This is a genomic window from Listeria grayi (assembly GCF_900638015.1).
Lineage (GTDB): Bacteria > Bacillota > Bacilli > Lactobacillales > Listeriaceae > Listeria > Listeria grayi.
Window position 1 is genome coordinate 926,451 of the sequence record NZ_LR134483.1, and the last position, 25,101, is coordinate 951,551.

The 25,101-nt window shown below is 42.8% G+C and carries 27 protein-coding genes; 25 read left to right on the forward strand and 2 right to left on the reverse strand.

Features of this window, described 5'->3' with window-relative positions:
• Positions 1–13 precede the first annotated feature (13 nt).
• The 22 genes from EL241_RS04415 (at position 14) to EL241_RS04520 (ending at position 20,205) form a co-directional block, all read left to right on the forward strand.
• Positions 14–661 carry a uracil-DNA glycosylase gene (locus EL241_RS04415; RefSeq protein WP_036107114.1) on the forward strand — a complete coding sequence of 216 codons (648 nt, stop codon included), beginning with the start codon at positions 14–16 and terminating at the stop codon, positions 659–661.
• Complete coding sequence (locus tag EL241_RS04420; RefSeq protein ID WP_036107111.1) at positions 654–1,763, forward strand: NAD(P)/FAD-dependent oxidoreductase; 1,110 nt, start codon at positions 654–656, stop codon at positions 1,761–1,763. The genes EL241_RS04415 and EL241_RS04420 overlap by 8 nt, the downstream gene beginning before the upstream one ends.
• 153 nt (positions 1,764–1,916) lie before the next feature.
• Positions 1,917–2,249 (forward strand): nucleotide pyrophosphohydrolase, encoded by a 333-nt coding sequence (locus EL241_RS04425; RefSeq protein ID WP_036107108.1) that lies wholly within the window; start codon positions 1,917–1,919, stop codon positions 2,247–2,249.
• Positions 2,246–3,037, forward strand: a complete 792-nt coding sequence (gene dapB, locus EL241_RS04430; protein WP_036107105.1) for a 4-hydroxy-tetrahydrodipicolinate reductase — start codon at positions 2,246–2,248, stop codon at positions 3,035–3,037. The genes EL241_RS04425 and dapB overlap by 4 nt, the downstream gene beginning before the upstream one ends.
• Positions 3,038–3,071: 34 nt before the next feature.
• On the forward strand, positions 3,072–4,259 hold the full coding sequence (locus EL241_RS04435; RefSeq protein WP_036107102.1) for a CCA tRNA nucleotidyltransferase: 1,188 nt from the start codon (positions 3,072–3,074) through the stop codon (positions 4,257–4,259).
• Complete coding sequence (locus tag EL241_RS04440; protein ID WP_036107098.1) at positions 4,243–5,217, forward strand: biotin--[acetyl-CoA-carboxylase] ligase; 975 nt, start codon at positions 4,243–4,245, stop codon at positions 5,215–5,217. Before EL241_RS04435 ends, EL241_RS04440 begins: the two co-directional genes overlap by 17 nt.
• A gap of 18 nt (positions 5,218–5,235) precedes the next feature.
• Positions 5,236–5,694, forward strand: a complete 459-nt coding sequence (locus EL241_RS04445; RefSeq protein WP_036107094.1) for a thioredoxin family protein — start codon at positions 5,236–5,238, stop codon at positions 5,692–5,694.
• Positions 5,695–5,905: 211 nt separating this feature from the next.
• Positions 5,906–7,825 carry a GW dipeptide domain-containing protein gene (locus EL241_RS04450; protein WP_126320379.1) on the forward strand — a complete coding sequence of 640 codons (1,920 nt, stop codon included), beginning with the start codon at positions 5,906–5,908 and terminating at the stop codon, positions 7,823–7,825.
• A gap of 15 nt (positions 7,826–7,840) precedes the next feature.
• Positions 7,841–8,308, forward strand: a complete 468-nt coding sequence (locus tag EL241_RS04455; protein ID WP_232020850.1) for a hypothetical protein — start codon at positions 7,841–7,843, stop codon at positions 8,306–8,308.
• Positions 8,309–8,371: 63 nt separating this feature from the next.
• A complete protein-coding gene (locus EL241_RS04460) occupies positions 8,372–8,821 on the forward strand; it encodes a hypothetical protein (protein ID WP_036107070.1) in 450 nt (149 codons plus the stop codon).
• Between the two features lie 143 nt (positions 8,822–8,964).
• On the forward strand, positions 8,965–9,414 hold the full coding sequence (locus EL241_RS04465) for a hypothetical protein (RefSeq protein ID WP_036107067.1): 450 nt from the start codon (positions 8,965–8,967) through the stop codon (positions 9,412–9,414).
• Positions 9,415–9,440: 26 nt separating this feature from the next.
• Positions 9,441–9,902, forward strand: coding sequence for a hypothetical protein (locus EL241_RS04470; RefSeq protein ID WP_036107064.1), 462 nt, complete (start codon positions 9,441–9,443; stop codon positions 9,900–9,902).
• 181 nt (positions 9,903–10,083) lie between these two features.
• Entirely contained in the window at positions 10,084–10,917 is an 834-nt protein-coding gene (gene panB, locus EL241_RS04475) for a 3-methyl-2-oxobutanoate hydroxymethyltransferase (RefSeq protein ID WP_036107061.1), read from the forward strand.
• A 4-nt stretch (positions 10,918–10,921) separates the two neighbouring features.
• A complete protein-coding gene (gene panC / locus EL241_RS04480) occupies positions 10,922–11,791 on the forward strand; it encodes a pantoate--beta-alanine ligase (RefSeq protein ID WP_036107058.1) in 870 nt (289 codons plus the stop codon).
• Positions 11,784–12,170: an aspartate 1-decarboxylase gene (panD, locus tag EL241_RS04485; RefSeq protein WP_003758445.1), complete on the forward strand. Its 387-nt coding sequence runs from the start codon at positions 11,784–11,786 to the stop codon at positions 12,168–12,170. Before panC ends, panD begins: the two co-directional genes overlap by 8 nt.
• Positions 12,171–12,260: 90 nt before the next feature.
• Positions 12,261–15,050, forward strand: a complete 2,790-nt coding sequence (gene dinG / locus EL241_RS04490; RefSeq protein ID WP_126320380.1) for an ATP-dependent DNA helicase DinG — start codon at positions 12,261–12,263, stop codon at positions 15,048–15,050.
• 107 nt (positions 15,051–15,157) lie between these two features.
• The gene (locus tag EL241_RS04495) at positions 15,158–15,673 is read left to right on the forward strand and encodes a cell wall elongation regulator TseB-like domain-containing protein (protein WP_232020851.1); all 516 of its coding nucleotides are present in this window, start codon (positions 15,158–15,160) and stop codon (positions 15,671–15,673) included.
• Positions 15,674–15,692: 19 nt separating this feature from the next.
• A complete protein-coding gene (locus EL241_RS04500) occupies positions 15,693–16,877 on the forward strand; it encodes a pyridoxal phosphate-dependent aminotransferase (protein ID WP_036107056.1) in 1,185 nt (394 codons plus the stop codon).
• Between the two features lie 14 nt (positions 16,878–16,891).
• The gene (asnS, locus tag EL241_RS04505; RefSeq protein WP_036107052.1) at positions 16,892–18,184 is read left to right on the forward strand and encodes an asparagine--tRNA ligase; all 1,293 of its coding nucleotides are present in this window, start codon (positions 16,892–16,894) and stop codon (positions 18,182–18,184) included.
• Between the two features lie 164 nt (positions 18,185–18,348).
• Entirely contained in the window at positions 18,349–19,056 is a 708-nt protein-coding gene (locus tag EL241_RS04510) for a DnaD domain-containing protein (protein WP_003758450.1), read from the forward strand.
• Positions 19,057–19,064: 8 nt separating this feature from the next.
• The gene (nth, locus tag EL241_RS04515; protein WP_126320381.1) at positions 19,065–19,724 is read left to right on the forward strand and encodes an endonuclease III; all 660 of its coding nucleotides are present in this window, start codon (positions 19,065–19,067) and stop codon (positions 19,722–19,724) included.
• The gene (locus EL241_RS04520; protein WP_003758453.1) at positions 19,717–20,205 is read left to right on the forward strand and encodes a YpoC family protein; all 489 of its coding nucleotides are present in this window, start codon (positions 19,717–19,719) and stop codon (positions 20,203–20,205) included. Before nth ends, EL241_RS04520 begins: the two co-directional genes overlap by 8 nt.
• Positions 20,206–20,255: 50 nt before the next feature.
• Here the strand turns inward: EL241_RS04520 and EL241_RS04525 are convergent, their stop codons facing one another.
• Both EL241_RS04525 and recU read right to left on the reverse strand, forming a co-directional pair.
• Positions 20,256–22,835, reverse strand: coding sequence for a transglycosylase domain-containing protein (locus EL241_RS04525; protein ID WP_036107049.1), 2,580 nt, complete (start codon positions 22,833–22,835; stop codon positions 20,256–20,258).
• Positions 22,836–22,865: 30 nt separating this feature from the next.
• Positions 22,866–23,465: a Holliday junction resolvase RecU gene (recU, locus tag EL241_RS04530; RefSeq protein ID WP_003758457.1), complete on the reverse strand. Its 600-nt coding sequence runs from the start codon at positions 23,463–23,465 to the stop codon at positions 22,866–22,868.
• A 270-nt stretch (positions 23,466–23,735) separates the two neighbouring features.
• Between recU and EL241_RS04535 the strand changes: the two genes are divergently transcribed.
• The 3 genes from EL241_RS04535 (at position 23,736) to gpsB (ending at position 25,098) form a co-directional block, all read left to right on the forward strand.
• Positions 23,736–24,104, forward strand: coding sequence for a YppE family protein (locus EL241_RS04535; protein ID WP_036107046.1), 369 nt, complete (start codon positions 23,736–23,738; stop codon positions 24,102–24,104).
• Positions 24,101–24,649 carry an SLOG family protein gene (locus EL241_RS04540; RefSeq protein ID WP_003758460.1) on the forward strand — a complete coding sequence of 183 codons (549 nt, stop codon included), beginning with the start codon at positions 24,101–24,103 and terminating at the stop codon, positions 24,647–24,649. Before EL241_RS04535 ends, EL241_RS04540 begins: the two co-directional genes overlap by 4 nt.
• Positions 24,650–24,762: 113 nt before the next feature.
• Positions 24,763–25,098, forward strand: coding sequence for a cell division regulator GpsB (gene gpsB, locus EL241_RS04545; RefSeq protein WP_003758462.1), 336 nt, complete (start codon positions 24,763–24,765; stop codon positions 25,096–25,098).
• The last annotated feature ends 3 nt before the right edge of the window (positions 25,099–25,101 follow it).

Below are 25,101 nucleotides of genomic sequence, written 5' to 3' on the forward strand. Positions count from 1 at the left end.
AGAAGGGAAAGCCATGTTGCCAAAGAAATTGATCGAAACTGTCAAAAAAAGGGCAGCGAATTATGCTTTAGAAGGCTTTGTCATCAGTCCTGATGTCGAACATCCGACGCTGATGCTGGTAGGCGAAGCGCCGGGAGAAACAGAGATCCATACAGGCGTCCCGTTCACTGGTAGGGCAGGAAAAGAACTGGAACAGATGATGACACGCGCCAATGTGCAGCGTGATGAGGTCTATATCACCAGCGCCGTTCGCAGCCGACCATATAAAGAAAGGCAAAAATGGGATCGCAAAACGGAGCGCAATGAATGGAAACGATATAACCGCACGCCGAATAAAGGAGAGATCATTGCGCACGCACCAGTCCTTGATTATGAGATTGAGACCAGCTCACCGGAAGTCATCGTCACGCTTGGAAATATTGGTTTAAAGCGGCTACTTGGAAGCGACTGGTCAGTATCAGCTGCGCATGGTACCGTTTATCAGGGACCGATCCAGTTTTGGAATCAAACAAAGGAACAATACGATTGGACGGAAAAAAACTATACTGTCATCCCGACTTTTCATCCTGCTGCTATTTTTTACAACCGGACGCTGTTGCCGTTGATGGAACAAGACTGGGACAAGATCGCGATCTACATAGGGAGGAAGAAAGATGCATGAATATATCGTCGTTGGTGCTGGGATCGTAGGAGCGAGTACGGCTTATCATCTTGCAAAAACCGGCGCTAAAGTGAAAATCATCGATAAAGAAGAACTAGGTCAGGCAACGAAAGCAGCAGCGGGTATCATTTGCCCGTGGCTCTCGAAACGAAGAAATAAAATTTGGTACGAACTAGCCAAGCAAAGTGCGGCATACTATCCTGTATTAACAACAGAAATCGAGCAGTTGACCAATCGGAAAAGCAGTTACAAACAAACCGGCGCGCTCTTACTTCGCGACAGCACTACCAAATTAATGGCGCTAGAAGAGTTGGCGCATGAACGGCGAAAAGAGGCACCAGAAATCGGAGCGATCACGACTTGGGACGCGGAAGCACTACAGGCGCGTTATCCTTTCCTTTCAGCTGATTATGGCGCTGTTTTTGTCAGTGGAGGAGCTCGGATCAAAGGAAAACAGTATACGGAAAGCCTATTGCAAGCGGCATTTGCTCATGGTGCTGTGTATCATAAAGGAACCGCTTCTTTTGACAAAGCATTGAATCTGCTTGTGGACGGCACGAATGTACGGGCAGATAAAATATTTCTCACAGCTGGTGCATGGCTACCGGCTTTATTTGAACAGACAGCCTATCAAATCGACGTTGTGCCACAAAAAGGACAACTGTTACGGCTCCAAGTCCCAGAACTTTTGACAGAAGATTGGCCGGTGATATTGCCTCCAAGTAGCAAGTCGATCGTTCCTTTTGGCGCTGGTGAATTGCTGATTGGAGCCACACATGAAAAAGACAAAGGCTTCGATCGAATACCAACGGAAGTAGCAGCCGAAGAGATCCTTGCCGATTTGGAAATGTTTATGCCGCAGCTCAGAGATTGGGAACGAAAAGAAATCACAGTAGGTACAAGACCATATACGAATGATTTTACGCCCTTCATGGGACGTTTGCCGGGTCAAGCACACGTTTACGTGGCTAACGGATTAGGTGCTTCAGGGCTGACGACAGGGCCTTATGTTGGAAGACTACTGGCAGACATGGCGTTAGAAAACGAGCTTCCACTTGCGCTTTCTTTATATGATCCGCAAAAGTATATAAAAAATAATTAGCCTTATAAAGCAGCTTGAAAATCTGTTTTTTCTTAAAGCAAAAAGGATGTTTTCACTACGTGGAAACATGATTTTTGCAAATAGCGTCAGTTGGAATTAACTGCCAACTTAGGTATAATAAAAGCAATCATAAAATGAGCGGAGGAAAAGACAATGGCGAAAACGATGCAAGCGCTCCAGCAGGAAGTAGATGCCCATATCGGTCAGTTCAAAGAAGGCTATTTTTCGCCGTTAGCAATGATGGCGCGCATTACCGAAGAAACGGGCGAACTTGCGAGAGAGATCAATCATTACTACGGAGAAAAACCGAAAAAAACAACAGAGACCGAGAAAAAAATCGAAGAGGAATTAGGCGATTGTTTATTTGTATTGATTTGCATGGCAAATTCTTTGGGTGTTGATCTAGAAGCCGCGCATGACGGAGTGATGAATAAATTCAATACACGAGATAAAAAACGTTGGACTTTAAAGGAGGAAGACAAATGAAAGTAGCAGTATCTGGTTTTAAAGGCAGAATGGGACATGAAGTAGTCAAAACGGTCTTAGCGGCAGAGGACATGGAACTCGTAGCCGTATTGGATCATGAACCCAGCGAGAAAAACATCAATGAAGTGACAGCATTCAGTGAGCTGGATGTGCCTGTTTTTGGCGATATGCAAGCCATGCTGAAAGCTGCAGAGCCGGAATGTGTCGTTGATTTTACGACACCAAAAGTGGGATACGTACATACGAAAACGATTTTGGAAAACGGTGTTCGAGCAGTGGTCGGAACAACTGGAATCACTACGGAACAGTTGCAGGAATTAACGGAGATCGCAGAATCGAAAAAAACCGGTGCGATCATTGCACCTAACTTTGCAGTTGGCGCTGTATTGATGATGCAGTTTGCCCAAAAAGCAGCAAAATATTTCCCGAATGTGGAGATAATCGAACTGCATCATGATCAAAAACTGGATGCCCCAAGCGGTACAGCGAGAAAAACAGCTGAAATGATGGCCGAAACACGGAAAGCGATCTCGCAAGGCGCAGAAGGTGAAGAAGAAACGATTCCAGGAGCAAGGGGAGCAGAATTTGACGGTATGCGGATCCACAGTGTTCGCCTGCCGGGACTTGTTGCCCATCAAGAAGTTATCTTTGGTGCTAAAGGACAAGGGCTCACGATTCGTCATGATTCGTATCACCGCGAATCTTTCATGTCTGGCGTAGCACTCTCCATCCGCAAAACAGCAGAATTAGATACATTGATTTATGGACTAGAAAATATTTTAGATTAAGCGCCGATTATAGTGCTGTTTAGGAGGAGTACACGTGGACGAGATTTTCAAACAAGCCTTGCCAGTCTTACAAAAATTAACGGCTGCCGGCTTTGAAGCGTATTTTGTCGGCGGATCGGTGCGCGATTTCCTCATTGGCAGAAAGATCGCCGATGTCGATATCGCAACAAGCGCTTTTCCTGAAGAGGTAAAAGAGATTTTTCCAAAGACATATGATACAGGTATTGAGCATGGGACGGTCACTGTCAGAGAAAATGGCACCTTCTATGAAATAACGACTTTTCGTACAGAGGGCACCTATGAAGATTTTCGGCGGCCAAAAGAAGTTACTTTCATCCGTTCATTGACCGAAGACTTGAGGCGCCGGGATTTTACAATGAATGCGATCGCGATGGATGCAGCAGGCCGATTTATTGACCCTTTTCGAGGGAAAGAAGCGATCACTGCCAAACAAATCTGTGCTGTCGGAGATCCACACGAACGGTTTCACGAAGATGCGCTTCGGATGATGCGGGCGATCCGTTTTGTCAGTCAACTGGACTTTCAGTTGGATCAGGCAACGCGGCAGGCGCTTCAAGAGAATAAAGCATTATTAGCGCATACAGCGGTGGAGCGAAAAACAACGGAATGGGTCAAGCTTCTCCAAGGAAAAGCCGTGAACAAGGCACTGAAACTGTTGGTGGATAGCGGTGTAGAAGTCTATTTGCCCGGACTGCAAGGAAAACAGGAAGCATTGCTGCAGCTAGCAACATGGCATTTCAGCGAATTGCAAGACGAACTAGCAACATGGCTGCTACTTGCAGCGGCAGTAAAACCTGAATCCGCCAGTCAATTTCTCCGAGCATGGAAATTATCGAATAAAACCATTCAGGTAGTGAGTAAAGCTTATGAACGCTTGATGGATTATCCGGAGGAATGGACAGCTACAGATCTCTATTATGCCGGAGAGCAGGTTCTTTGCTTAGTAGGATCAGCTTTTGAGATCATGTATGCGAAAGATGGAGTAGTAAATGAATTATTGAAGCAATACGGCGAACTGCCCATTCATAGTCGCGACGAATTAATGGCAGACGGACGGGACTTGATGGCTTGGACGGGGAAAGCACCTGGCAAATGGCTGAAAATAACAATTGAAAAATTAGAAAAAGAGATTGTGCAAGGTCGTTTATCTAATACGTCGGATGCAATCAAAAGGTGGGTCGTAGATGAAGAATCGAGATAGATTATTAGCATTATTCCAAGCGCACGAAAATGACTTTTTATCTGGTCAAAAAATAGCGGATCATTTGAATTGTTCTCGAACAGCGATCTGGAAACAAATGGAACAGCTTCGCACGGAAGGCTTTCTGATTGAAGCAGTACGCAATAAAGGTTATCGTCTGCGCGCTTCTGCGGAACAATACACGCGCGATGCCCTGCTCTTAAATTTAGCGACTACCTTCATGGGGAAAAACCTCTACTTCTATGAAACGGTGGGTTCTACGCAACTAGTTGCAAAAAAGGCTGTTAACGACGGGGCGCCGGAAGGTACAGTGATCGTTGGTGATCAGCAGGAAACGGGAAAAGGGAGAATGAACCGTAACTGGGATTCGCAAAAAGGACAAGGTGTTTGGATGAGTCTCATCGTAAAACCAGATATCCCAATCGCAAAAGCACCACAATTTACTTTCATTGCCTCACTCGCGATTGTTGAAGCAATTGAAAAAGTAACGGATCTAACGCCGCAAATCAAATGGCCCAATGATATTTATATTGGTAAACGCAAAGTATGTGGAGTGCTCACGGAAATGCAGGCAGAAGCAGACCAGATCGAAGCACTTATCTTGGGAATCGGCATCAATGTCAACCAAGCCGCTTTTCCAGATGAAATAAAAAACAAAGCTACCTCATTGCGTCAGGAAACCGGGGAAACCGTTTCTCGAACTATCTTATTTCAAGCAGCCATGCTTTATTTTGAAAAATATTATCAGCTATATACAGAAAAAGGATTTGAACCAATCAAATTATTATGGGAATCCAAGGCGATCCCATTTCAGTCAACCATGATCGCCAGCACATTGAAAGGAAGTATCCGTGGGAAAGTAAAAGGTATCTCAGACGAAGGAGTGCTACTGATGGAGGACGCGCAAGGTGTCATTCATGAAATTTATTCAGCGGATATTGAATTCGATAAGGAATAAGGGGAGGAAAATAGAAAAATGAAAAAATGGATCGCCATGTTCGTCGCGGTTGCCGCGCTAGTTACATTAAGTGCGTGTGGGGGAGCGAACTCAAAAACAGCGGCTGAAAAAGCCAAGCAAACCGAAGCGGCAGGCAAAAATTTTCTGCATGTGATCACCACAAACGATTGGCAGACAAAAGTCAAAAATAAAGCCAGTCAAACTATTTATGTCGGTAGACCGACATGCGAAGACTGCCAAGCTTTTCAACCGATGTTTCAAAAGGAAGTAAAAAAACAAAAGCTTGGTAAAATCGATTATTATAATGTTGATAAAGCTAGAAAAGTCGATGAGAAGGCCATGACTGCACTGCTGAAAAAATACGATATTGATTCCGTTCCTACTCTAGTAGCGATGAAAGATGGAAAAGTAAAAGCTACCTATTCACCAACACCGGATAAAAAGAAATTAGCGGATTGGCTTAAGGAGCATAAATAATAAAAGAAGTAGTGGGAAAATAATTTCCTGCTGCTTTTTTATTAGCATCAGCTTGCTTGTTCTATTTGGTAAGAATAGAAACAATAAAAGTAATCATTCTAACCATACTGAGAAATAATTTAAATTTTCTTAATTATATCAATGATTTCGCTTGCGTTACAAAAAGATTTCATTTAGTATTTGTGTTAACTTACACCAAAGGAGCTTACAGATGAAAAAAACACTTCTCAAGAAATTACTACTCGTTATACTGACTATCGGTATCCTAATACCTCCATTACCGCTGCAAGGGAATGCTGCTGCAAGTAAAATCACTTCTAAAAAGAATGTTCATTATTCGATGGATATTGTGAAAACAAGCACGACATATAATGTTTTTGGACATGCACCATATAATACACCGGGTGCGAAAAAGTTAGGGAATTCAGTACAATACATAGGTAAAAAATATCAAGCTGTCAATGAATGGGTCACCGACAATAAACGAACATGGGTAAATTTTAAAGACATGGATGGAAAAACGATCGGTTGGGTGGATAAAAAAGCGATCAAACAAGGCGCTGATTTTCGAAAAATCACTTCTCAAAAAGACGTGAATTACTTTGCTACGATCACAAGGAAAAGTGACGGCATCTACAGTAAAGGGCCACATAACACACCGGGGGCTAAAAAAGTCGGGACATCTGCTCCCTATTATAATTTTAGTTTACAAGTTAGAAGAGAAATCGTAACGGATAATAAAGTCACTTGGCTCAATATTTATTCTTTCATTGGTTCCACCTATAAAGAAGTGGGTTGGATAGATAAAGCGGGAACCAAATTATACACGCCGCTTACATATGTGGACAAACCGGTTTCCTATAAGGCGATCATCGCCAAAGGCAACGATAATATTTACAAAGGAGATTGGAATCCTGTTAACGGATCGGGAACGGAGTACGATATTAACGGCTATATCTCCAATACCGTTCATGTAAGTAAAGAGCGTATCCTGAAATCAAGCGCAGGAGAAACCAAATATCTGCTTATCGCCAAAGATGGAAAACAACTTGGCTGGATAAAGCCGGAACACTTAACGACCTATTTAACAGAAGATTCTAAAGTAGCACAGGTAGAGAACGTGATTCAAACGTATTTAAAATTGAATAACAAAGCGATGAAGATAAATTCGGAAGCATTTGTAAATTTTGCGACCGAACAATTACTAGAGGATAGCGACAATGATTTGGCAGAGCGGGAAGATTATGATATTATCACCGCTTACCTAAGCGAATATCTGCATAAGCACACATCCACCCCTTCTGAAAAAGCATTTCCAGAAGGAGAGCAAACCGAAAGTTCGGTTGACTTAGACGATGATCTGATAGAAGAACCGATTATCGATGATGAGAATTTGATTACGCCGGAGCCAGATGAAAAAGCAGAAAAAAAGGCTACTATTTCAAGCCGGCAAACAGCTGAAATTTCGGATAAAAAAGACGAGGACAAGTCTCCTTTAATCGCGGAACAAAATACTACGATCCGTGAGTTAAATCGAATCGCAGAGGAAGAAGAAATCGAAAATAATGATATTGTCGAGAGCGATATTACCGCTTTTAGGGCTAAAGGGTATAACCGGAAGCGGGCGATTGCGTATGCGAAGAAATGGGGGAAGCACAGAAATAAAAATTATCGCCGTGAAGGTGCTGATTGTACGAATTTTGTTTCTCAATGTGTGTATAATGGTCGGATGTCCGAAAAAGTTAAAAAACCTGTGCCGCGTAATATCTATAAAACAGAGTCTTATTGGTATAGTCAACATGTACATCGTGTCGTAAATGGCTGGACAGACTATCACGAAATTGCTGTTTCCTCTTCTTGGATAAATGTGTCTGATTTTGCTGCTTATTGGTCGAAAAGAAAACCGGTGAGGAGTTTTAAAAATGTTAACTCTACCATTTCTTATGCGAGACCGGGAGATATTATTCAGTTTAAGAAAAAAGGTGGAAAGCGATACTATCACTCGATGATTGCTACTCAGAAAAGTAATAAGACTTTGTATATGGCGGGGCATTCACAAAACTATTATAAGCGGAATATAAAAGCAATCAAACAAAAAAATCGCATATCTATTCGAGTAATAAAATTTTAAAGTAGAAAGGAAGAAATGATGAAAAAGAAATATAAATTTTTATTAATAAGTACCTTGATTTTTATAGCTTGGCTAATTTTTTCCGCCTTTCAACCCGCAATCATCATCGGCGAATCCGATAATTGGAAAGCCACCTATAAACCTAGAAAAGGTACTGCTGCTGATTCAATTAGCTATCCTTGGAAAGGCACTATCGAGTATAAAGGTACCTCAAAAGAGCCAGTAAATATTTCTGTGGATTTACTAGATTCCGGCAAATATATAAATAACTATATGACCCTTATAAATGGCACTGAAATAGGGGACGGAAACTTTGATGGAAAAAGGCAGACCGATTACGAAACCTTCTATAATGGTCCTGATAAATCCACCGAAGGCATGCGAATCAGGTGGCAAGAAAACGGCAAAAGCCATACAGAATCATTCAAATTCAAACGCAAGAAGCGGTTATTAGTCATGCCACTTGTTTTCCCACTATTTTAGAAAAATGGAGGGAATGTTTGTAAGAAAATTATTAGGTTGCCTCCGTTAAGAAAGGAAAAATAAATGAAAAAATGCTTACTAGTCTGTTTTCTACTTCTTCTCGCCTGGCTGATTTTCTCCGCTTTTCAACCCGCAATCATAGTTGGCGAGTCTGATAATTGGAAAGTAGTCTATAAACCCAGAAAAGGAACTGAGGCGGATTCTATTGCCTATCCGTGGACTGGAAAAATCAAATGGCGGCATGTGTTTAGCGAGCCACAGATTGAGTCGGTCGATTTATGGATTGATAATAAATATGTAAATGATTTAGATAAAGACGCTGCCAAAAAAGGAAATGGCAATTTTAACGGAAGAGTCATTGAGGATTCTGAGACCTTCTATGACGGCCCCGACAACAGCATCAAAGGCATGCGAATCACTTGGCAAGAAAATGGCGAAAAACATACAGAATCATTTAAATTCAAGCGCAAAAAACGCTTGTTAGTTATACCGCTTCTCATCTCTCTTCTTTAGTAAAGTTTAGATAACATCTGTTAATATGCTGATACTACAATTAAAAATGAAAAGTAGTTAATTAGAAAAGACGAAGAAACTTTTCCTAGCAGCCCTAACAAAAGCATCGAAGGCATGTAAGCCTTAGAAAAGAGAGGAAAAAAATGAAAAAAAACCTAAGGATCTTTTTAGTCTGTTTTCTACTCCTTCTCGCCTGGCTGATTTTCTCCGCTTTCCAACCCGCAATCATTATCGGTGAGTTCGATAATTGGAAAGTAGTCTATAAACCCCGAAAAGGCATGGATGGCGTTGACACGGAGCGTTATCCATGGAGTGGGAAAATAAAATGGCGTCATTCTTTTAGTGAACCGCAAATCGAGTCGGTCGATTTATGGATTGATAATAAGTATGTAAATGAATTAGATAGAGACGCTGCTAAAAAAGGAAATGGTAATTTTAACGGAAAAGTCATTGAGGATCCTGAAACATTTTACAATGGCCCAGACAATAGTATCGAAGGCATGCGAATTACATGGAAAGAGAATGGCAAAAAGCAGACAGAATCATTTAAATTTAAGCGGGAAAAAAGATTATTTGTTCTTCCGTTATTTTAACGATTTCAAATAGAAAGGAAAAATGAATGAAAAAAATGATACTATTTCTACTATCTGGCTTATTACTTCTATTAGCCTGGTTCATTTTCTCCGCTTTTCAACCCGCAATCATCATTGGTGAATCCGATAATTGGAAAGCCGCCTATAAACCTCGAAAAGGCATGGATGGTGTTGATACGGAGCGTTATCCATGGAATGGTAAAATAACGTGGCAGAATGCAGGTAGTGAACCAGAGATCGAATCGGTTGATCTATTGACTGATAATAAGTATCAGAATAAATATATGAAAACGGATGCTGAAAAAGGAGGAGGGAACTTTGATGGTAAAACATTGACAGATTACGAAACCTTTTACAACGGCCCCGACAACAGCATCAAAGGCATGCGAATCACTTGGCTAGAAAACGGCAAAAAACATACAGAATCATTCAAATTCAAACGCAAAAAGCGCTTGTTCGTCATACCACTTCTCTTCCCCTTATTTTAAGCACGCCCCTATATCGACCCAAGCACCAGACACAAGTCTGGTGCTTTATGTATCCCTAAAAATATGGTACGATACAGGTGTGCAACGGATGTGACCAGATTTGGCATATACAGCACGCCTTTTTTAAAAAAATTTTGCCTTGATCGGCAAGCGCCGGCAGGGACGAATAGGAGATTGAATCATGAAAAAACCGATTGATTTTTTGGCAATGAAAGAAGCAGGCGAGAAAATAACCATGCTCACTGCTTATGATTACCCGTCTGCGAAGAATGCAGAGAAGGCGGATGTGGATATGATCTTAGTGGGGGATTCGTTAGGGATGGTCGTGCTTGGCTATGATTCTACGATTCCAGTCACGACTGCGGATATGATCCATCATAGTAAGGCGGTGAGGCGCGGGGCACCCAATACCTTTATGGTAACAGATTTGCCATTTATGACGTATCACGGTTCCATTACGGAAACGATTGCTACTGCGCGGGAAATCATCCAAGCGACGGGAGCAAATGCTGTGAAACTGGAGGGTGCTGGTCAAGTGATAGAAAAAATCACGGCACTTACGGAGGCAGGGGCGCCGGTAGTCGCACATCTGGGATTGACGCCACAAAGTGTCGGTCTGACTGGAAGCTACAAAGTCCGGGCGAAATCGGCTGCGGAAGGTAGCGCCCTTATTAAAAGCGCTTTAGAAGTACAGGCTGCTGGGGCGATCGCCTTAGTTTTAGAAGCGATCCCAAGGCAGCTGGCAAAAGAGATCACGCGGCTGCTTACAATTCCTGTTATCGGGATCGGAGCTGGTCCAGATACGGATGGCCAGGTTTTGGTGTATCACGATGTTATTGGTTACGGGATTACGAGAAGAGCTAAATTCGTGAAGGGATATGCAGATATCGACGTACCGATCGAAAAAGCATTGCTGGCATATACGAGTGAAGTAAGGGCAGGCACGTTTCCACGCGAGGAGCATAGTTTCAACATGAAGGAAGAAGAAATCAAGGGCTTATACGGAGGCGAGTGACAGCATGGAAGTGATTCGGACTAGAGAAGCGCTCGCAGCGCATATTGCAAAATGGAAAAAGCAGGATAAATCCATTGGCTTTGTACCGACAATGGGATATTTGCACGAGGGACACATGCAACTGGTTAAACGCGCAAAGGCGGAAAATGACTGTGTCGTTATGAGTGTATTTGTCAATCCAACGCAATTTGGTCCTAATGAAGATTTCGATGCTTATCCACGCGATGAAGCTCGAGATATTGCTACAGCAGAAGAAAATCATGTTGATCTACTCTTTATGCCGAGTGCGGAAGAGTTGTATCCGGAGCCGCTTTCGATGAAACCACATGTGGAGCGGCGAGTTGCTGTTTTGGATGGCGCCGAGCGTGCAGGTCACTTTGATGGGGTCGTGACAGTTTTGATGAAACTATTTCATTTAATGTCACCGAACCGCGCGTATTTTGGTCAAAAAGACGCCCAGCAGGTGGCAGTGGTCGAAGGATTTGTTCGCGATTATTTCTTTCCGTTAACGATCGTTGTCGTACCGACTGTTCGTGAGGCGGATGGCCTGGCGAAAAGTTCGCGCAATGTCTATTTATCCAAAAAAGAACGCAGCGAAGCACCGATCATTCATCAAGCACTGCTACTTGGCAGACAGTTGATCGAGAGTGGAGAAACGAATGAGAGCGTGATTGTCCAAGCGATGACAGACAAGATCAACAGCCAAAAAAGCCATGAAAAAATTGCCTACTTGGCGATTTACAGCTTTCCAGAATTTGAAGCTGTACATGACTGGCAGGCACCGCTTATTATTGCCGCGGCTGTCAAATATTCCAAGGCCAGATTGATCGATAATGAATTAATAAATAAGGAAGAAGCGATAGCACATGTTTAGAACAATGATGAATGGCAAGATCCATCGTGCCACGGTCACGGAAGCAAATTTAAATTATGTCGGCAGTATCACGATCGATGAAGCGATTCTAGAACAAGTCGATATGTTGCCGAACGAGAAAGTACAGATCGTCAATAATAATAACGGTGCGCGGCTCGAAACGTATATTATTCCCGGAAAACGAGGCAGCGGCATCGTTTGTTTGAATGGGGCAGCGGCAAGACATACCCAAGTAGGAGATACTGTTATTATCATCAGCTATGGGATCTTTACGGCAGAAGAAGTGAAAGCACATCAGCCGAAAGTAGTTGTACTCGGAGAAAATAATATAATTGAACAAGTGCTTTATGAGGAAAAAGCACAAACGACATTAGAATAGTAAAATCCTTATTCCAGCTACTACTCGAAGAAAGGGTACTAGTAGCTGGAATATTTTTACATCGTTCAAAGTTGTTGGAAGGAGAAAGTTATGAAGAGAAAAGAAAAAAGGTATTTAGTAGTAGACTTAGAAACTACTGGTAACCAAGCGAATAGGCATGACCGCATCATTCAGTTTGCAGCAACGCTAGTAGAAGGTTCTAAGCGTTTAGAAACTTACTCTACCTTTATCAATCCGGAACGGGAAATACCGCCTTTTATCCAACAACTGACGGGCATAAAACCAAGTGACTGTTACGATGCACCGATTTTTACGGATGTGGCGCCGATCATTCAAAATCTGCTGGAAGACTGTATTTTTGTGGCCCACAACGTTTCTTTTGACTGGACTTTTTTAGCACGCGAAATGCAGCGGGCAGGTTATCCGCTACCGAAAACGAAAAAACTGGATACGGTCGAATTAGCACGGATCATTTATCCCGGAATCGACAGCTACAAATTGCAGGACCTTTCGGATGAATTTAAATTAGGACATGACAGGCCGCATCAAGCGGATAGTGATGCAGAAGTAACCGCGGACCTGCTGCTCTTGTTATTAGATAAACTGGAAAATCTACCGCTGCCGGTTATTCGCAAAATGGCTACGATCTCGCAATCCTTGAAAAATTATCTGCCGGAATTATTATTTGAACTGGAGATGCAGAAAGACCGAGAACTGAAGGCATTGCCGGATGAATTAATGGAATATCGTGGTCTCGTCATTCGCAAGAAACCGACTATTTCCGAGCCAGCAGAAAGTAGTAGCTATGTTTTTCCGAAAACGGCGCAAGCAAAAGCAGCGCTATTTGAGCAGAATGGTCTTTCATTGACTAAACGGACAGGACAGTTTGAAATGATGGATGTGATCCAGCAGGCGATCGAGCAAAAGCGACATGCACTTATTGAGGCCGGAACCGGTATCGGGAAGTCGCTTGGCTATTTTATACCGGCTGTTTATCACGCCAAACAAAGCGGCATGCCTGTTGTGATCAGTACTTATACAACGCTCTTGCAGAATCAGCTAGTAGAGAAAGATATTCCCTTACTGGAAAAAATCGTTGGATTCCCGGTTGCTGTGAGTCTACTCAAGGGCAGAGATCATTATCTCAATCTCTTTAAATTTGAACAACTTTTAGAAGAAAATGAATCACAATACGATGTCGTCGTCACGAAGCTGAAACTGCTTGTTTGGCTTACAGAAACAACTACCGGGGATATCAGCGAAGTAAACCTTTCCAGTGGCGGAGAGCTTTTTTGGAATCGGATGAAACATACTGGTTGGTATCTGTCTGCGCAGCATGATCCCTGGCTAGACTATGATTTTTATCGCTATAATTATGAACAAAGCAGACACGCCGATCTATTGATCGTCAACCACGCGCTCCTCTTAGCAGATCATTTCGGCAAACAAGCGATCCTACCTGATTATGAAGTCGCAGTTATTGATGAAGCACATCACTTTGCCGATAGTGCACGCGATCGCGGGACGTTTATTTTGTCCTACCGCAAAATCAAATATTTCCTAAATCAGCTCGGCTCGTTGGAAAAGTATTCGCTGCTGGCTAAAATGGCGATGCTGTTCCCGCAAGCAGAAATGCTTTACGACCTTGATGTCGCCGGTTTTAAATTAGGCGAGGCATCAGAGGAGCTTTTTGTAGTGCTGCAGGATTATGCCAAGCAGACAAAATTGTATCAGCTGGAAAGGGGCCTCATTTCTAATAGTGAAAGGGAGCCACTGCCAGACGATATTTTCTATGCTGCTGAAAAAGTATATAAATTGTTACGTGAGGCGGCTCTTCAAATGGACGCGCTGCTAGCAAAAGCAAAAGCCGAAGAAACGAATTGGGATGAAGCAGAGAGCGCCTTCTTAGAAGAGATTTATGCCTTTTTGCTTGATTGGCAAGAAATGACAGACGATCTGGCGCAGATGATCTACCAAAAGATACCGGTTCAAGCGCTATCTCTGGAAAGCGACAGCAAACGCTCAATCACAAGTATGCGAATCAAATCGGTTCGTTTGGATAATAGCGAACAGCTAAAACAAACCTTTTTCGATCAGAAAAAAACGGTTATTTTGACCTCGGCGACGCTTACGATCACAGGTGATTTTCGCTTCATCTGCCAAAATCTTGGCTTAGAAGAAAGCGAGCTGATAACCAGACAGATCGAGTCCCCGTTTGATTATGAGAATCAAGCGCGAGTGTTGATCCCTACAGATATGCCACCGATCAAGGATACACCGGTCGATATGTATACACTGCAACTAGCCCGTTACTTGGCAAAAATCGCCAAACGGACGGATGGTCGCATGCTCGTCTTGTTCACTTCCTTTGAAATGTTGCAAAAAACCTATTATCATCTGAAAAACAGTCATGACCTAGAAACATTCCGCATCTTGGCGCAAGGGGTATCCCCCGGAAGTGTTACACGATTGGCCAAGCAATTCCAAGTCTTCCAAAAATCGATTTTACTGGGGACATCCAGTTTTTGGGAAGGCATCGATATTCCTGGTAAGGCACTTTCTTGTTTAGCGATCGTTCGGCTTCCCTTCGTTCCGCTAGACGATCCGTATGCCAAAGCGCAGATCAGCCTGCGGAAAGAGCGTGGTGAAAATGCCTTCCAAACATATTCGCTGCCAGAGGCGATTTTACGTTTCAAACAAGGCTTCGGTCGCTTGATCCGCCGGGAAACAGACCGGGGCATCGTCTTTGTATTCGACAGCCGTCTGGAAACCACAAAGTTCGGAAAAGCCTTTTTAACCTCGATTCCGCAAACACCAGTCATCACGGCAGATGAAGAAGAAATCTTGACGATCACTGAATCATTTTTTAAGGATAGTTAAAATTTTCCGGTTTTAGCTTCAAATCTAGCCTGTCAATTGCTATAATGGAAACAGTATAAAACGCGCCGGAACATTCGGCGAGAAAAGTTATAGAAATGAGCGAGAATATGCAACGAATTCGAACTAAAAAGCAAAGAAGACGCGTGAATAAATGGGTTTATATCAGTATTGCTGCCGTTCTCATCCTCATCGCCTGCTTCCTGCTTTATCTGCGGAGTGCGGACAAGCCCGTTCGTGCTGCTCAGAAAGAGGCGCTGGATCGGATCAATGGGTACGTTACGATCAAAGATGTAAGCCGCTTTTATTTGTATAATGGGCCAAAAGAAGATTATTCTGTTCTAGTTGGAAAGAATAAGGCAAACAAGAAGATCATCGTCTGGGTCCCCAAGAAAAAGTCTGGCAAAGTATTCGTTAAGTATGCAGCAGATGGCATCTCGGAGAAGCAGGCAAGATCGATCATCCACAGCGAAAAAAATCCAGAAAAGATCCTTCATACGAAGCTTGGAATGGAAAATGAAAAAGCCATTTGGGAAGTAACGTATTTGACTGGAAATGGCAACCTTAATTATGTCAACTTATCTTTTGAAGACGGCAAAGTGCTCCATTCAATTGAGAATCTATGATTATGTAGGAGGGAATAACATGCGCACACCATTGTCAAAAAGAATTCAAGAAGTAGCTCCTTCACCCACACTTAGTATCACTGCCAAAGCGAAACAAATGAAAAAAGACGGCATTGATGTCATTGGGCTTGGAGCAGGTGAACCGGATTTCAATACACCTGCGAATATCATTCAGGCAGCTGTGGATTCCATGGAAAAGGGCTATACCAAATATACGCCTTCTGCAGGGATACCAGAATTAAAACAAGCGATCGTCGATAAATTAGCACGCGATCAGCATCTAACATACGAACCAAATCAGATCTTCGTAGGAACAGGGGCAAAGCACGTCTTGTATTCGGTCTTCCAAGCGATTATTGATCCAGGCGATGAGGTTATCATTCCCGGCCCTTACTGGGTGACTTATCCGGAACAAGTGAAGTTGGCTGGCGGTGTTCCAGTGTTTATCGATACCACTTTTGAAGAAGACTTCAAATTGAGTGATGCTCGTTTAGCACAAGCGATCACACCGAAAACGAAAGCTTTAGTTCTCAATTCTCCTAACAATCCTACCGGGATGGCCTATACGAAGGCGGAACTCGAAGCAATCGGAAAAGTTGCCGAAGAACACGGTCTGTACATTATTTCCGATGAGATCTACGAAAAACTTTATTATGGTAACAAACAGGATCTCGTTTCGATCGCGAGTCTCAGTGATAAACTGTATGCACAGACGATTGTGATCAACGGCGTCTCCAAAGCATACGCAATGACAGGTTGGCGGATCGGTTATGCAGCAGCAGCCTCAGAATTGATTGCAGGCATGACAAAACTAGCGGATCACTTGACCAGTAATCCAACATCCAATTCGCAGTATGCAGCTGTGGAAGCCTACAATGGCAGTCAAGAAGTTCCTCAGCAAATGTATCAGGCGTTTGAAGAGCGAATGAATCGTTTTTACCCGCAGTTGGAGAAGATCCCAGGCTTTCGTCCGAAAAAGCCAGCGGGCGCATTTTACTTCTTTATTGAAACTAAAGAAGCAGCGAAGCAAAAAGGGTATGCTTCTGTTGATGCTTTTGTAGAAGGATTACTGGAAGAGGCTCTTGTAGCAGTGATCCCAGGATCTGGGTTCGGAATGCCGGATTATATCCGAGTATCTTACGCCACCGATCCGGAATTGTTCCAAACGGCAATTGATAGAATAAATGAGTTTATGAGTAAATAGGGAGTGTAGAATCTGTGAAAATTACAATTAATCAATCAGCTGACTATGTCGGCAAAGAAGTTACGATCGGCGCTTGGCTTGCCAATAAACGTTCCAGCGGGAAAATTGCTTTCTTGCAACTTCGCGACGGTACAGGATTCATGCAAGGCGTAGTCGTGAAAGCAGAAGTTGGCGAAGAGATTTTCCAAGCAGCAAAATCTTTGACACAGGAAACAAGCTTATATGTGACCGGCATAATCAACGAAGATACCCGTTCGCCGTTTGGCTATGAGATTGCCGTGAGCGGAGTCGAAGTGATCAGTGAATCGCATGATTTCCCGATCACACCAAAAGAACATGGTACCGAGTTCCTGATGGATCATCGTCATTTATGGTTGCGCTCCAATCGCCAACACGCGATCATGAAAATCAGAAACGAGATCATTCGTGCTTCTTATGAATTCTTTAACAAAGAAGGATTCATCAAAATCGATCCACCGATCTTAACAGGAAGTGCACCAGAAGGAACAACAGAATTATTCCATACGAAATATTTCGATGAAGATGCGTTTCTTTCTCAAAGTGGTCAGTTGTATATGGAAGCAGCCGCAATGGCATTCGGTAAGGTTTTTTCATTCGGACCAACTTTCCGTGCTGAAAAATCTAAAACAAGACGTCATTTGATCGAGTTCTGGATGATCGAACCGGAAATGGCTTTCTATCAATTAGAAGACAGTTTGAAAGTACAAGAGCAGTATGTTGCTTTCTTAGTAAAAGCAGTACTTGATAATTGCAAACTAGAACTAGAACGACTAGGCAGAGATGTGAGCGTCCTTGAAAGCATGACTGCTCCATTCCCGCGTATCACATATACAGAAGCAATTGAAAAGTTGCATGAACTTGGATTTGATGATATCGAATGGGGAGATGACTTCGGGGCACCGCATGAAACAGCGATCGCAGACAGCTTTGAGAAACCAGTGTTCATCACCCATTATCCAAAAGCAATCAAACCATTCTATATGCCGGAAGATCCAGACAATGAGCAAGTAGTCCTTTGTGCTGATATGATCGCACCGGAAGGTTATGGAGAAATCATTGGCGGCTCTGAACGGATCCATGACTTGGATGTTTTACTAGAGCGGATGAAAGAACATGAATTAGATGAAAAAGCCTATAGCTGGTACATCGACTTGGCACGCTACGGCTCCGTACCACATTCCGGCTTCGGATTAGGATTGGAACGTACCGTCGCTTGGATATCTGGAACGGAACATGTTCGCGAAACGATTCCATTCCCTCGTTTGCTGAACCGACTTTATCCATAAGTGAAAGCAAGGGATCCGCGATGATCTCACAAATGCAAGAAAAAAAGATTCTAATTATTTTTTCTTAATTTGACAAGGTAATCGCGGGTTACCTTGTTTTTTTATGCCTCCTTTATATTTTTCCAGCTGGAATCATGGTATAATTTCACTGTGAGGTGTGCAAAATGGATGAAAAGGTATTAGAAAATTGGATAGCGGAGGGAAATGTTTCTTTTCCGCAGGTATTATTAAAAAACTATACGAAATTAGGATTGAATGAGCAAGAAATGATGTGTATCCTGCAAATTCAATCTTTTGCAACCGATAAGGAAAGTTTTCCGTCTATGGAAGATATTGCTGCGAGAATGTCGCTTTCTGCCGCTCAGGTCATGGCGATCGTGGATGGCCTAATGAAAAAAGGGATTTTGACGATCGAACAGAATGCGTCGCAAGCTGTTATTTCGGAAGCCTTCAGTCTGCAGCCGCTCTGGAAAAAACTGAGCTTGTTATATTGGAATAAGGAAGAAGAGGCAAAAGTTGCCTCGCAGCAGCAAACGGAGGTCAATCTGTATACGATTTTTGAAGCCGAATTTGGCCGTCCACTCTCTCCAATGGAAGCAGAAATGATCAGCAGCTGGTTAGATCAAGATGGGCTGAGCAACGAAGTGATTCAAGAGGCGCTGAAAGAAGCTGTGATTTCGCAAAAACTCAATTTCCGGTATATCGATCGTATTTTGCTGAATTGGACGAAACAAGGCGTGAAAACCTCTCAAGATGCGAAAAAAGTTTCCGAAAACTTTCATAAGTCGAATGGACAGGAAGAAAATACAGAAGTGAAAAAAAGCGATGGTTCGATCCCGCTTTATGATTGGCTGGAAAAAAGAAAAGGATGAGGGCATAGATGTTAACCAAACAACAAACGATCATGTGTATAGAGGAAATGGAGCGCATGTTTCCAATGGCGCATTGCGAATTGGAGCATCGTAATACATTTGAACTGCTAGTGGCTGTTGTCTTATCTGCACAATGTACGGATGTACTCGTTAATCGTGTGACCGCCTCGCTATTTGAAAAATATCATCGGCCGGAAGACTATCTGGATGTTTCTGTAGAGGAGCTGATGGATGATATTCGGTCGATCGGTTTGTACAAAAACAAAGCAAAAAATATCCAAGGCTTATCGCGTAAACTGCTAGAAACGTTTGACGGTCAAGTACCGGCTACGCATGCGGAACTAGAGAGCCTGCCGGGCGTGGGCAGAAAGACGGCAAATGTCGTTTTGTCAGTGGGATTTGGTATCCCTGCGTTGGCCGTCGATACGCATGTGGAACGTGTCAGCAAGCGACTGGCAATCTGTCGCTGGAAAGATTCGGTTACCGAAGTAGAACAAACATTGATGCGTAAACTTCCCAAAGAAATGTGGTCAGACGCGCACCACGCGATGATTTTCTTTGGACGCTATCACTGCAAAGCTAGAAAGCCGGAGTGTCAAGTATGTCCGCTGCTTTCGATTTGCAGAGAAGGAAAGAAACAAGCGAAAGTGAGGGGCTTTGATGGCTGAACAGGCTTATGCATTTGAACTGCAGCATCCGGCATTTCCATTCCCAAGTGCAGAATGGCAGGAAATCGATCCGGAATCTATTTATGTAAGCGGCTTTCCATTCTGGCAAGAACATCAATTTTTCCGCGAAGGAGCGGGTGTGATGCCATGGAAAGAGGATAAAGCAAAAGCTTGCCGCAAACTGGCGAAACAAGCGAGCAGCGTGGCGGAAGTCATTCAAGCAGCTTTTGAGGCAAAAGAAAAACCCGAATCTATAACAGTACGGGACGGATTGGGCTTGTTTTTATCGATTTTATTTTGGAGCAATGGGCGTCCTGTGCAATTGCGGGAACTGGATAAACAAATTGCGACCCTTGAGATCAAACCGATGAATATCGAAGAACGGCTGACTTATATTTTAGAGAATGGACATACCTATCCGGGATTCAAACAGTGGGAAGAATTGCTTTTAGAACAGCGCAAACTGATTGCCAAACAATAATAAACGCCCTAGGCGAGAGAAGTGAACTTCTTTTGCCTAGGGCGTCTTTTTTAATCTTTTTTATCGTTGTCTTTCTTGTCCTTTTTGTCTTTGTTGGCGTCTTTATTCTTATCGTTATCTTTGTCTTTATCCTTATCTTTGTTGTTGTCAGCAGGATCGTTATTGGTTTCCTCTTTCGGGATTGCTACACTGGTGCTAGCGGAACCACTCGTCTGCCCATCTTTTTTGGCGACGACGCTTATGCTCACAGTGGAGCCTGCTTTCCCGCCGCTGACTTCGATCGCAGTGGAGCTGACAGTCGATGCGGAGCCATTTACAGTAACGACGTAAGAAGAAGCACCGGAGACACCGTTCCAAGAGACGCGAATGATTTTACGGCTCTGGTCATACTTAGCAGATAAATTGCTAGGCGCATCTAGTTTATCTTTTTCCGTATCTTCCTTTTTGTCTTTATCCTTGTCTTGGTCATCTTCTTTTTTGTCCTTATCCTTATCCTTATCATCTTTCTTATCGGCATCTTTATCTTTTTTCGGAGCCGAAGCTGTTTTAGCAGGTAAATGACCGGATAAGAATAGTTCGTAGCTGACTTGATCACTAGGAGTGCCAGATGCTGCTCGAACGACCGGATCGCTGCCTTTGATCACTGGGATGCGGACGACATTGCTTGGCATTTGGAAATCACTTGTTTGTCGATTTGCGGAAACATGTCCCATCAATGCGCTGAACATTCGTTGGGAGATTCGCTGCTCATCTGGAGACAGGTATTTTGCCTCGCTCTTCTTATCATTGTTGTAGCCGGTCCAAACAGCAATACTGTAATTGGTAGAATAACCAGCAAACCAAGCATCACGGGCAGCGCCGCTTGGATAATAGTGTTTTGCTGCTTGTTCAGCAGAGAAGTTCGTTGTACCAGTTTTACCTGCAACCGGTACACCAGGTACGGCGGCTGTAGTACCAGTTCCGACTTTCAGTACATCTTTGAGAACATCCGTTACCATATAAGCAGTGGATTCTTTCATCGCACGCGACGATTTTGGTTCCATGTCGATACTTGTTTTTCCATCTGAAAGCACGATTTTTTCAACAGCATGCGGCTTGGTATAATTTCCATCGTTGCCGAATGCTGCATAGGCGCCTGCTAATTGTAGCGGACTTGCTTCATTTGCACCGATCGCAAAAGATTCGACGTAATCTTTCAGCGGATAATCCATACCAAGTTTGCTTGCAAATGATTGGGAGTTTTCCAGCCCAACAGCTTGGAGTGTCTTCAAAGCAGGAATGTTTCGCGACTGGTAAAGTGCAGCGCGAAGGGACATTTTTCCTTTAAAGCCAAAGTCGAAGTCATTGATCGGAACGCCGTTGGAATACGTATATTTGGAATCGTCCAGCACGTGAGCGGTGGACCAATTCAAATATTCAAAGGCAGGGCCGTAATCAGCAATAGGTTTCATGGTAGAACCGACTGAACGTTTTAGTTGCGTCGCATAATTATAACCACGCTGTACTTTTTGATTACGAGCACCGCCGATCGCATAGATACGACCATTTTTCGTATCCGTCATCACGATACCGGCTTGCATATCTTTATCGCTGTAATTAACGATTTCATTGGTGTTCATCATTTTTTCAGTATATTTTTGAGCATCCTGATCAAGGGAAGTATGGATCGTTAGGCCATCTCGGTAAACATCGTATTTTTTCGGGATCTCATTCAGCACTTGTGTCACATAGGCATCATATTTGTAAGTCTTATCATTACGTTTGGCAAGTGATACCAGTCCTTTTTTGATCGGTGTTGCGATCGCCTTATCCATGTCTTCTTTACTGATTTTATTATGTTTATACATATTGTGCAGTACCGTGTTGCGGCGTTCTTTTGCAGCTTTGGGATGTTCATAGGGGTTATAGCTGTTCGGGCTTTGCGGCATTCCACCGATAAGCGCCGTTTCTGGAAGTGTCAGTTTGTCGAGTTTCTTCCCATAATAATGTTCCGCTGCTGTCTGCATACCGTGAACACGGTCAGACATGTAAACTTTATTGACGTAGATCTCTAAAATATCGTTTTTGCTGTATTTTTCTTCAAGTTGCAGGGCAAGCCAAGCTTCTTGCGATTTACGAGCAAGCGTTTTGTTGGTGTAGTCTAAGTAGGACATCTTGATGATCTGCTGAGAAAGGGTACTTGCGCCTTCCGCACCGAAACCATCTTTGATATTGGCTACGACTGCTCCGCCAAAACGGATCGGATCGATTCCGTCATGTTGATAGAAGCGGCTGTCCTCGGTGGAGAGGATCGCATCTTTTAATTTCTGCGGAATTGCTTTGTATTCAATATATTCGCGCTGTTCGGTCCCCACTTCAGCAAAGACCTTGCCATCTTTATCCAATATCTTGGAGGAAAGCGGGTCGCGCAGTTTCGAGTCTACTAATTTTGGTGCTTCTTTTGCATAATGGTAAAACACAGCAGCTCCGACTGTAATACCAGAGAAAGCACAGAATAAAGCGGCAAAGAAAATAATTTTAAATATCAATAGCGGGATATTCCGCTTTTTAGATTGCGCTTTTTTAGCTGTTGCTGGTTGTTTTTTAGTTGTTTTGCGGTACTGAGATCTTGTCTGTGGTTTGTCTGCCATTAAAAATCTCCCTCCTTTTAAAAGACTTGATCAAAAGTAAATTTTATCGATAATCGTCAAAAAATCAAGTCGTGGATTTAGACCATAAGGAATCAGGTCTGCCTTTTCACGTATTTCCGCAAGCGTGATCGACTTTCTTCCGCCGCTCAGCATACGTTCCCAGAATGGGTAAAAAGATTGAAAAGGTATAAAATAACATTCTTGTAGCGTCCGAAAAGAAATAATAACAAACACGATCGCGTCTTGTTTTAACACATGTTGCATATGCGTGATCTGATGTTCGTGCATATTCTGCAATGGGAAAGAAGTCGTGCTAGTCGTTTCTTTCGCTTCAAAGTCTAAATATCTTCCTTTATAAACACCGTTATAGTCCGTAGTAGAAGGCTGCTTAAAATAAGCTTCTTTAATCTTGGCGTTGCTTCGTTTGGGATAATCAACACCTACGATTTGGATAGGCGTCGGTTTCTTGTGGATCACTGCCTTTTCTGCCTCGAGGTAATAGAGATTCGTATCGTTAAGATCATCTTCCAAAGACATTCCGCGGCGACCGTAATCAATAACTCCTTTTTGTTTTTTCGAGACCTGTTTGTGGATCTCCTTTTTTTTACCATTCGGATAGCCAATCGCCAATTTTTTTCACCTCAATCATTCAAAAACATTCTATTCGTGGACTATCCCTTATTATAACAAATAAAAATTATTTTAGTAGTCATTGAGGTGGATTTTGTAAAACAAGAACACACTTTCGCCTTGGGGGAGCAGGACTTTTCAGGATTTTAAAGATTTATTTAAATTTTTTCAAAAAAAGTAAAGGAAAACAGCAATAGGGTCGAAATGATGTTTTTCTTCCCGCAGGTATGCTATATTGAACATAGAATCTGACAAAGGATGTTACGGAAAATGAAAGAATTAAAAGAAAAAACAGAAGCGCTCTTGGAGCAAAATGAAAAAAATTGGCAGCTTTATCTGGAAAACCGTGATTCCCAGCAACCTTTCGATTTTTATGAAGATATGAAACCATTTGTCGATGAAGCGAAACGTCGCTGTGATGCGTTTTTGCTGGTGGCTTTGCCTTGGGTGATTTCGGAACGTCCGCTTTACTTGGGCGAGCTGCAGCTGAATCAAGCTGCGGAGAATATTCAAATGACCGCCGTCAACGCATTTAATGGTAAATCTTTTTACAAGCATTTCGTTGATCATTATGAATCAAGCAAATATACATTATCAAAAATCCTTTTGCTGTTGGAACGAAAAGAGGACACGCTGTGAAAAGTGTTTTTGTTACCGGTTATAAAAATTTTGAGCTGGGAATCTTCAAAAAAGATGCCCCCGAAGCCACCTACATAAAGGAAGCGATCCGCAGAGAACTGGTCGCCATGATCGAAGACGGATTGGAATGGGTCATTATTTCTGGACAGCTGGGAATCGAGCTTTGGGCAGGAGAAGTCGTGGCCGAATGCAAATGGAAAGGTTATGATGTCAAATTAGCAGTCCTCGAACCTTTTTTAGAGCAGCAAAGTAAATGGAATGAGCAAAATCAGCTCTGGTATGCGGAAGTATTGGCAGACGCTGACTATCAGGCTGCGATCACGAATCGTCCCTATGAGAATCCGCGCCAATTCCAGCTACGTGATCAATTTATCATCGACAACACGGATGGCGTGCTGATGGTCTATGATGCAGAGCGGGAAGGAAGCCCGAAGTTTTTCTACGATCGAGTGCGGCAGGTACAGGAAAGGGAAGCATATCTCCTTCGTGTGATCGATTTTTATGCGCTCCAAGAAGTAGTAGAAGACATGAACAGTGATTTTTAACAGGAAAGATTTTGCTTTTTTGCGGAATAAGATTGACAAAAGCCGTGATATTTGGAAGAATAGGTATAAGAATGATAAATATTATGTTAGCACATAAATAGAGGTGAAGTATAATGGCTTCTGAACAGTTTGAATATAATTTAACAGCCAAAGAAATTTTAGAAAAAGAATTTAAAACCGGACTTCGCGGATATAATCCGGAAGATGTGGACGAATTTTTAGATTTAGTGATCAAAGATTATGGAAGTTTTACGCAAGAAATAGAAACACTACGAGAAGAAAACATCCGCTTGGTGCAAGCCTTAGACGAAACGCCTAAACGCTCTGCAAGTTCGCAAGTAGACTCGGCACCTGTTCAGCCTGTCGGAACAACGAATTTCGACATCTTGAAACGGTTGTCCAACTTAGAAAAGCATGTTTTCGGCAACAAATTGAATGACAATTATTAAATA

Bases quoted from the DNA above. Each gene is read 5' to 3' on its own strand.
- EL241_RS04415 (WP_036107114.1), top strand. From the start codon at position 14: ATGTTGCCAAAGAAATTGATCGAAACTGTCAAAAAAAGGGCAGCGAAT.
- EL241_RS04420 (WP_036107111.1), top strand. From the start codon at position 654: ATGCATGAATATATCGTCGTTGGTGCTGGGATCGTAGGAGCGAGTACG.
- EL241_RS04425 (WP_036107108.1), top strand. From the start codon at position 1,917: ATGGCGAAAACGATGCAAGCGCTCCAGCAGGAAGTAGATGCCCATATC.
- dapB (WP_036107105.1), top strand. From the start codon at position 2,246: ATGAAAGTAGCAGTATCTGGTTTTAAAGGCAGAATGGGACATGAAGTA.
- EL241_RS04440 (WP_036107098.1), top strand. From the start codon at position 4,243: ATGAAGAATCGAGATAGATTATTAGCATTATTCCAAGCGCACGAAAAT.
- EL241_RS04445 (WP_036107094.1), top strand. From the start codon at position 5,236: ATGAAAAAATGGATCGCCATGTTCGTCGCGGTTGCCGCGCTAGTTACA.
- EL241_RS04450 (WP_126320379.1), top strand. From the start codon at position 5,906: ATGAAAAAAACACTTCTCAAGAAATTACTACTCGTTATACTGACTATC.
- EL241_RS04455 (WP_232020850.1), top strand. From the start codon at position 7,841: ATGATGAAAAAGAAATATAAATTTTTATTAATAAGTACCTTGATTTTT.
- EL241_RS04460 (WP_036107070.1), top strand. From the start codon at position 8,372: ATGAAAAAATGCTTACTAGTCTGTTTTCTACTTCTTCTCGCCTGGCTG.
- EL241_RS04465 (WP_036107067.1), top strand. From the start codon at position 8,965: ATGAAAAAAAACCTAAGGATCTTTTTAGTCTGTTTTCTACTCCTTCTC.
- EL241_RS04470 (WP_036107064.1), top strand. From the start codon at position 9,441: ATGAAAAAAATGATACTATTTCTACTATCTGGCTTATTACTTCTATTA.
- panB (WP_036107061.1), top strand. From the start codon at position 10,084: ATGAAAAAACCGATTGATTTTTTGGCAATGAAAGAAGCAGGCGAGAAA.
- panC (WP_036107058.1), top strand. From the start codon at position 10,922: ATGGAAGTGATTCGGACTAGAGAAGCGCTCGCAGCGCATATTGCAAAA.
- panD (WP_003758445.1), top strand. From the start codon at position 11,784: ATGTTTAGAACAATGATGAATGGCAAGATCCATCGTGCCACGGTCACG.
- dinG (WP_126320380.1), top strand. From the start codon at position 12,261: ATGAAGAGAAAAGAAAAAAGGTATTTAGTAGTAGACTTAGAAACTACT.
- EL241_RS04495 (WP_232020851.1), top strand. From the start codon at position 15,158: ATGCAACGAATTCGAACTAAAAAGCAAAGAAGACGCGTGAATAAATGG.
- EL241_RS04500 (WP_036107056.1), top strand. From the start codon at position 15,693: ATGCGCACACCATTGTCAAAAAGAATTCAAGAAGTAGCTCCTTCACCC.
- EL241_RS04510 (WP_003758450.1), top strand. From the start codon at position 18,349: ATGGATGAAAAGGTATTAGAAAATTGGATAGCGGAGGGAAATGTTTCT.
- nth (WP_126320381.1), top strand. From the start codon at position 19,065: ATGTTAACCAAACAACAAACGATCATGTGTATAGAGGAAATGGAGCGC.
- EL241_RS04520 (WP_003758453.1), top strand. From the start codon at position 19,717: ATGGCTGAACAGGCTTATGCATTTGAACTGCAGCATCCGGCATTTCCA.
- EL241_RS04525 (WP_036107049.1), bottom strand. From the start codon at position 22,835: ATGGCAGACAAACCACAGACAAGATCTCAGTACCGCAAAACAACTAAA.
- EL241_RS04535 (WP_036107046.1), top strand. From the start codon at position 23,736: ATGAAAGAATTAAAAGAAAAAACAGAAGCGCTCTTGGAGCAAAATGAA.
- gpsB (WP_003758462.1), top strand. From the start codon at position 24,763: ATGGCTTCTGAACAGTTTGAATATAATTTAACAGCCAAAGAAATTTTA.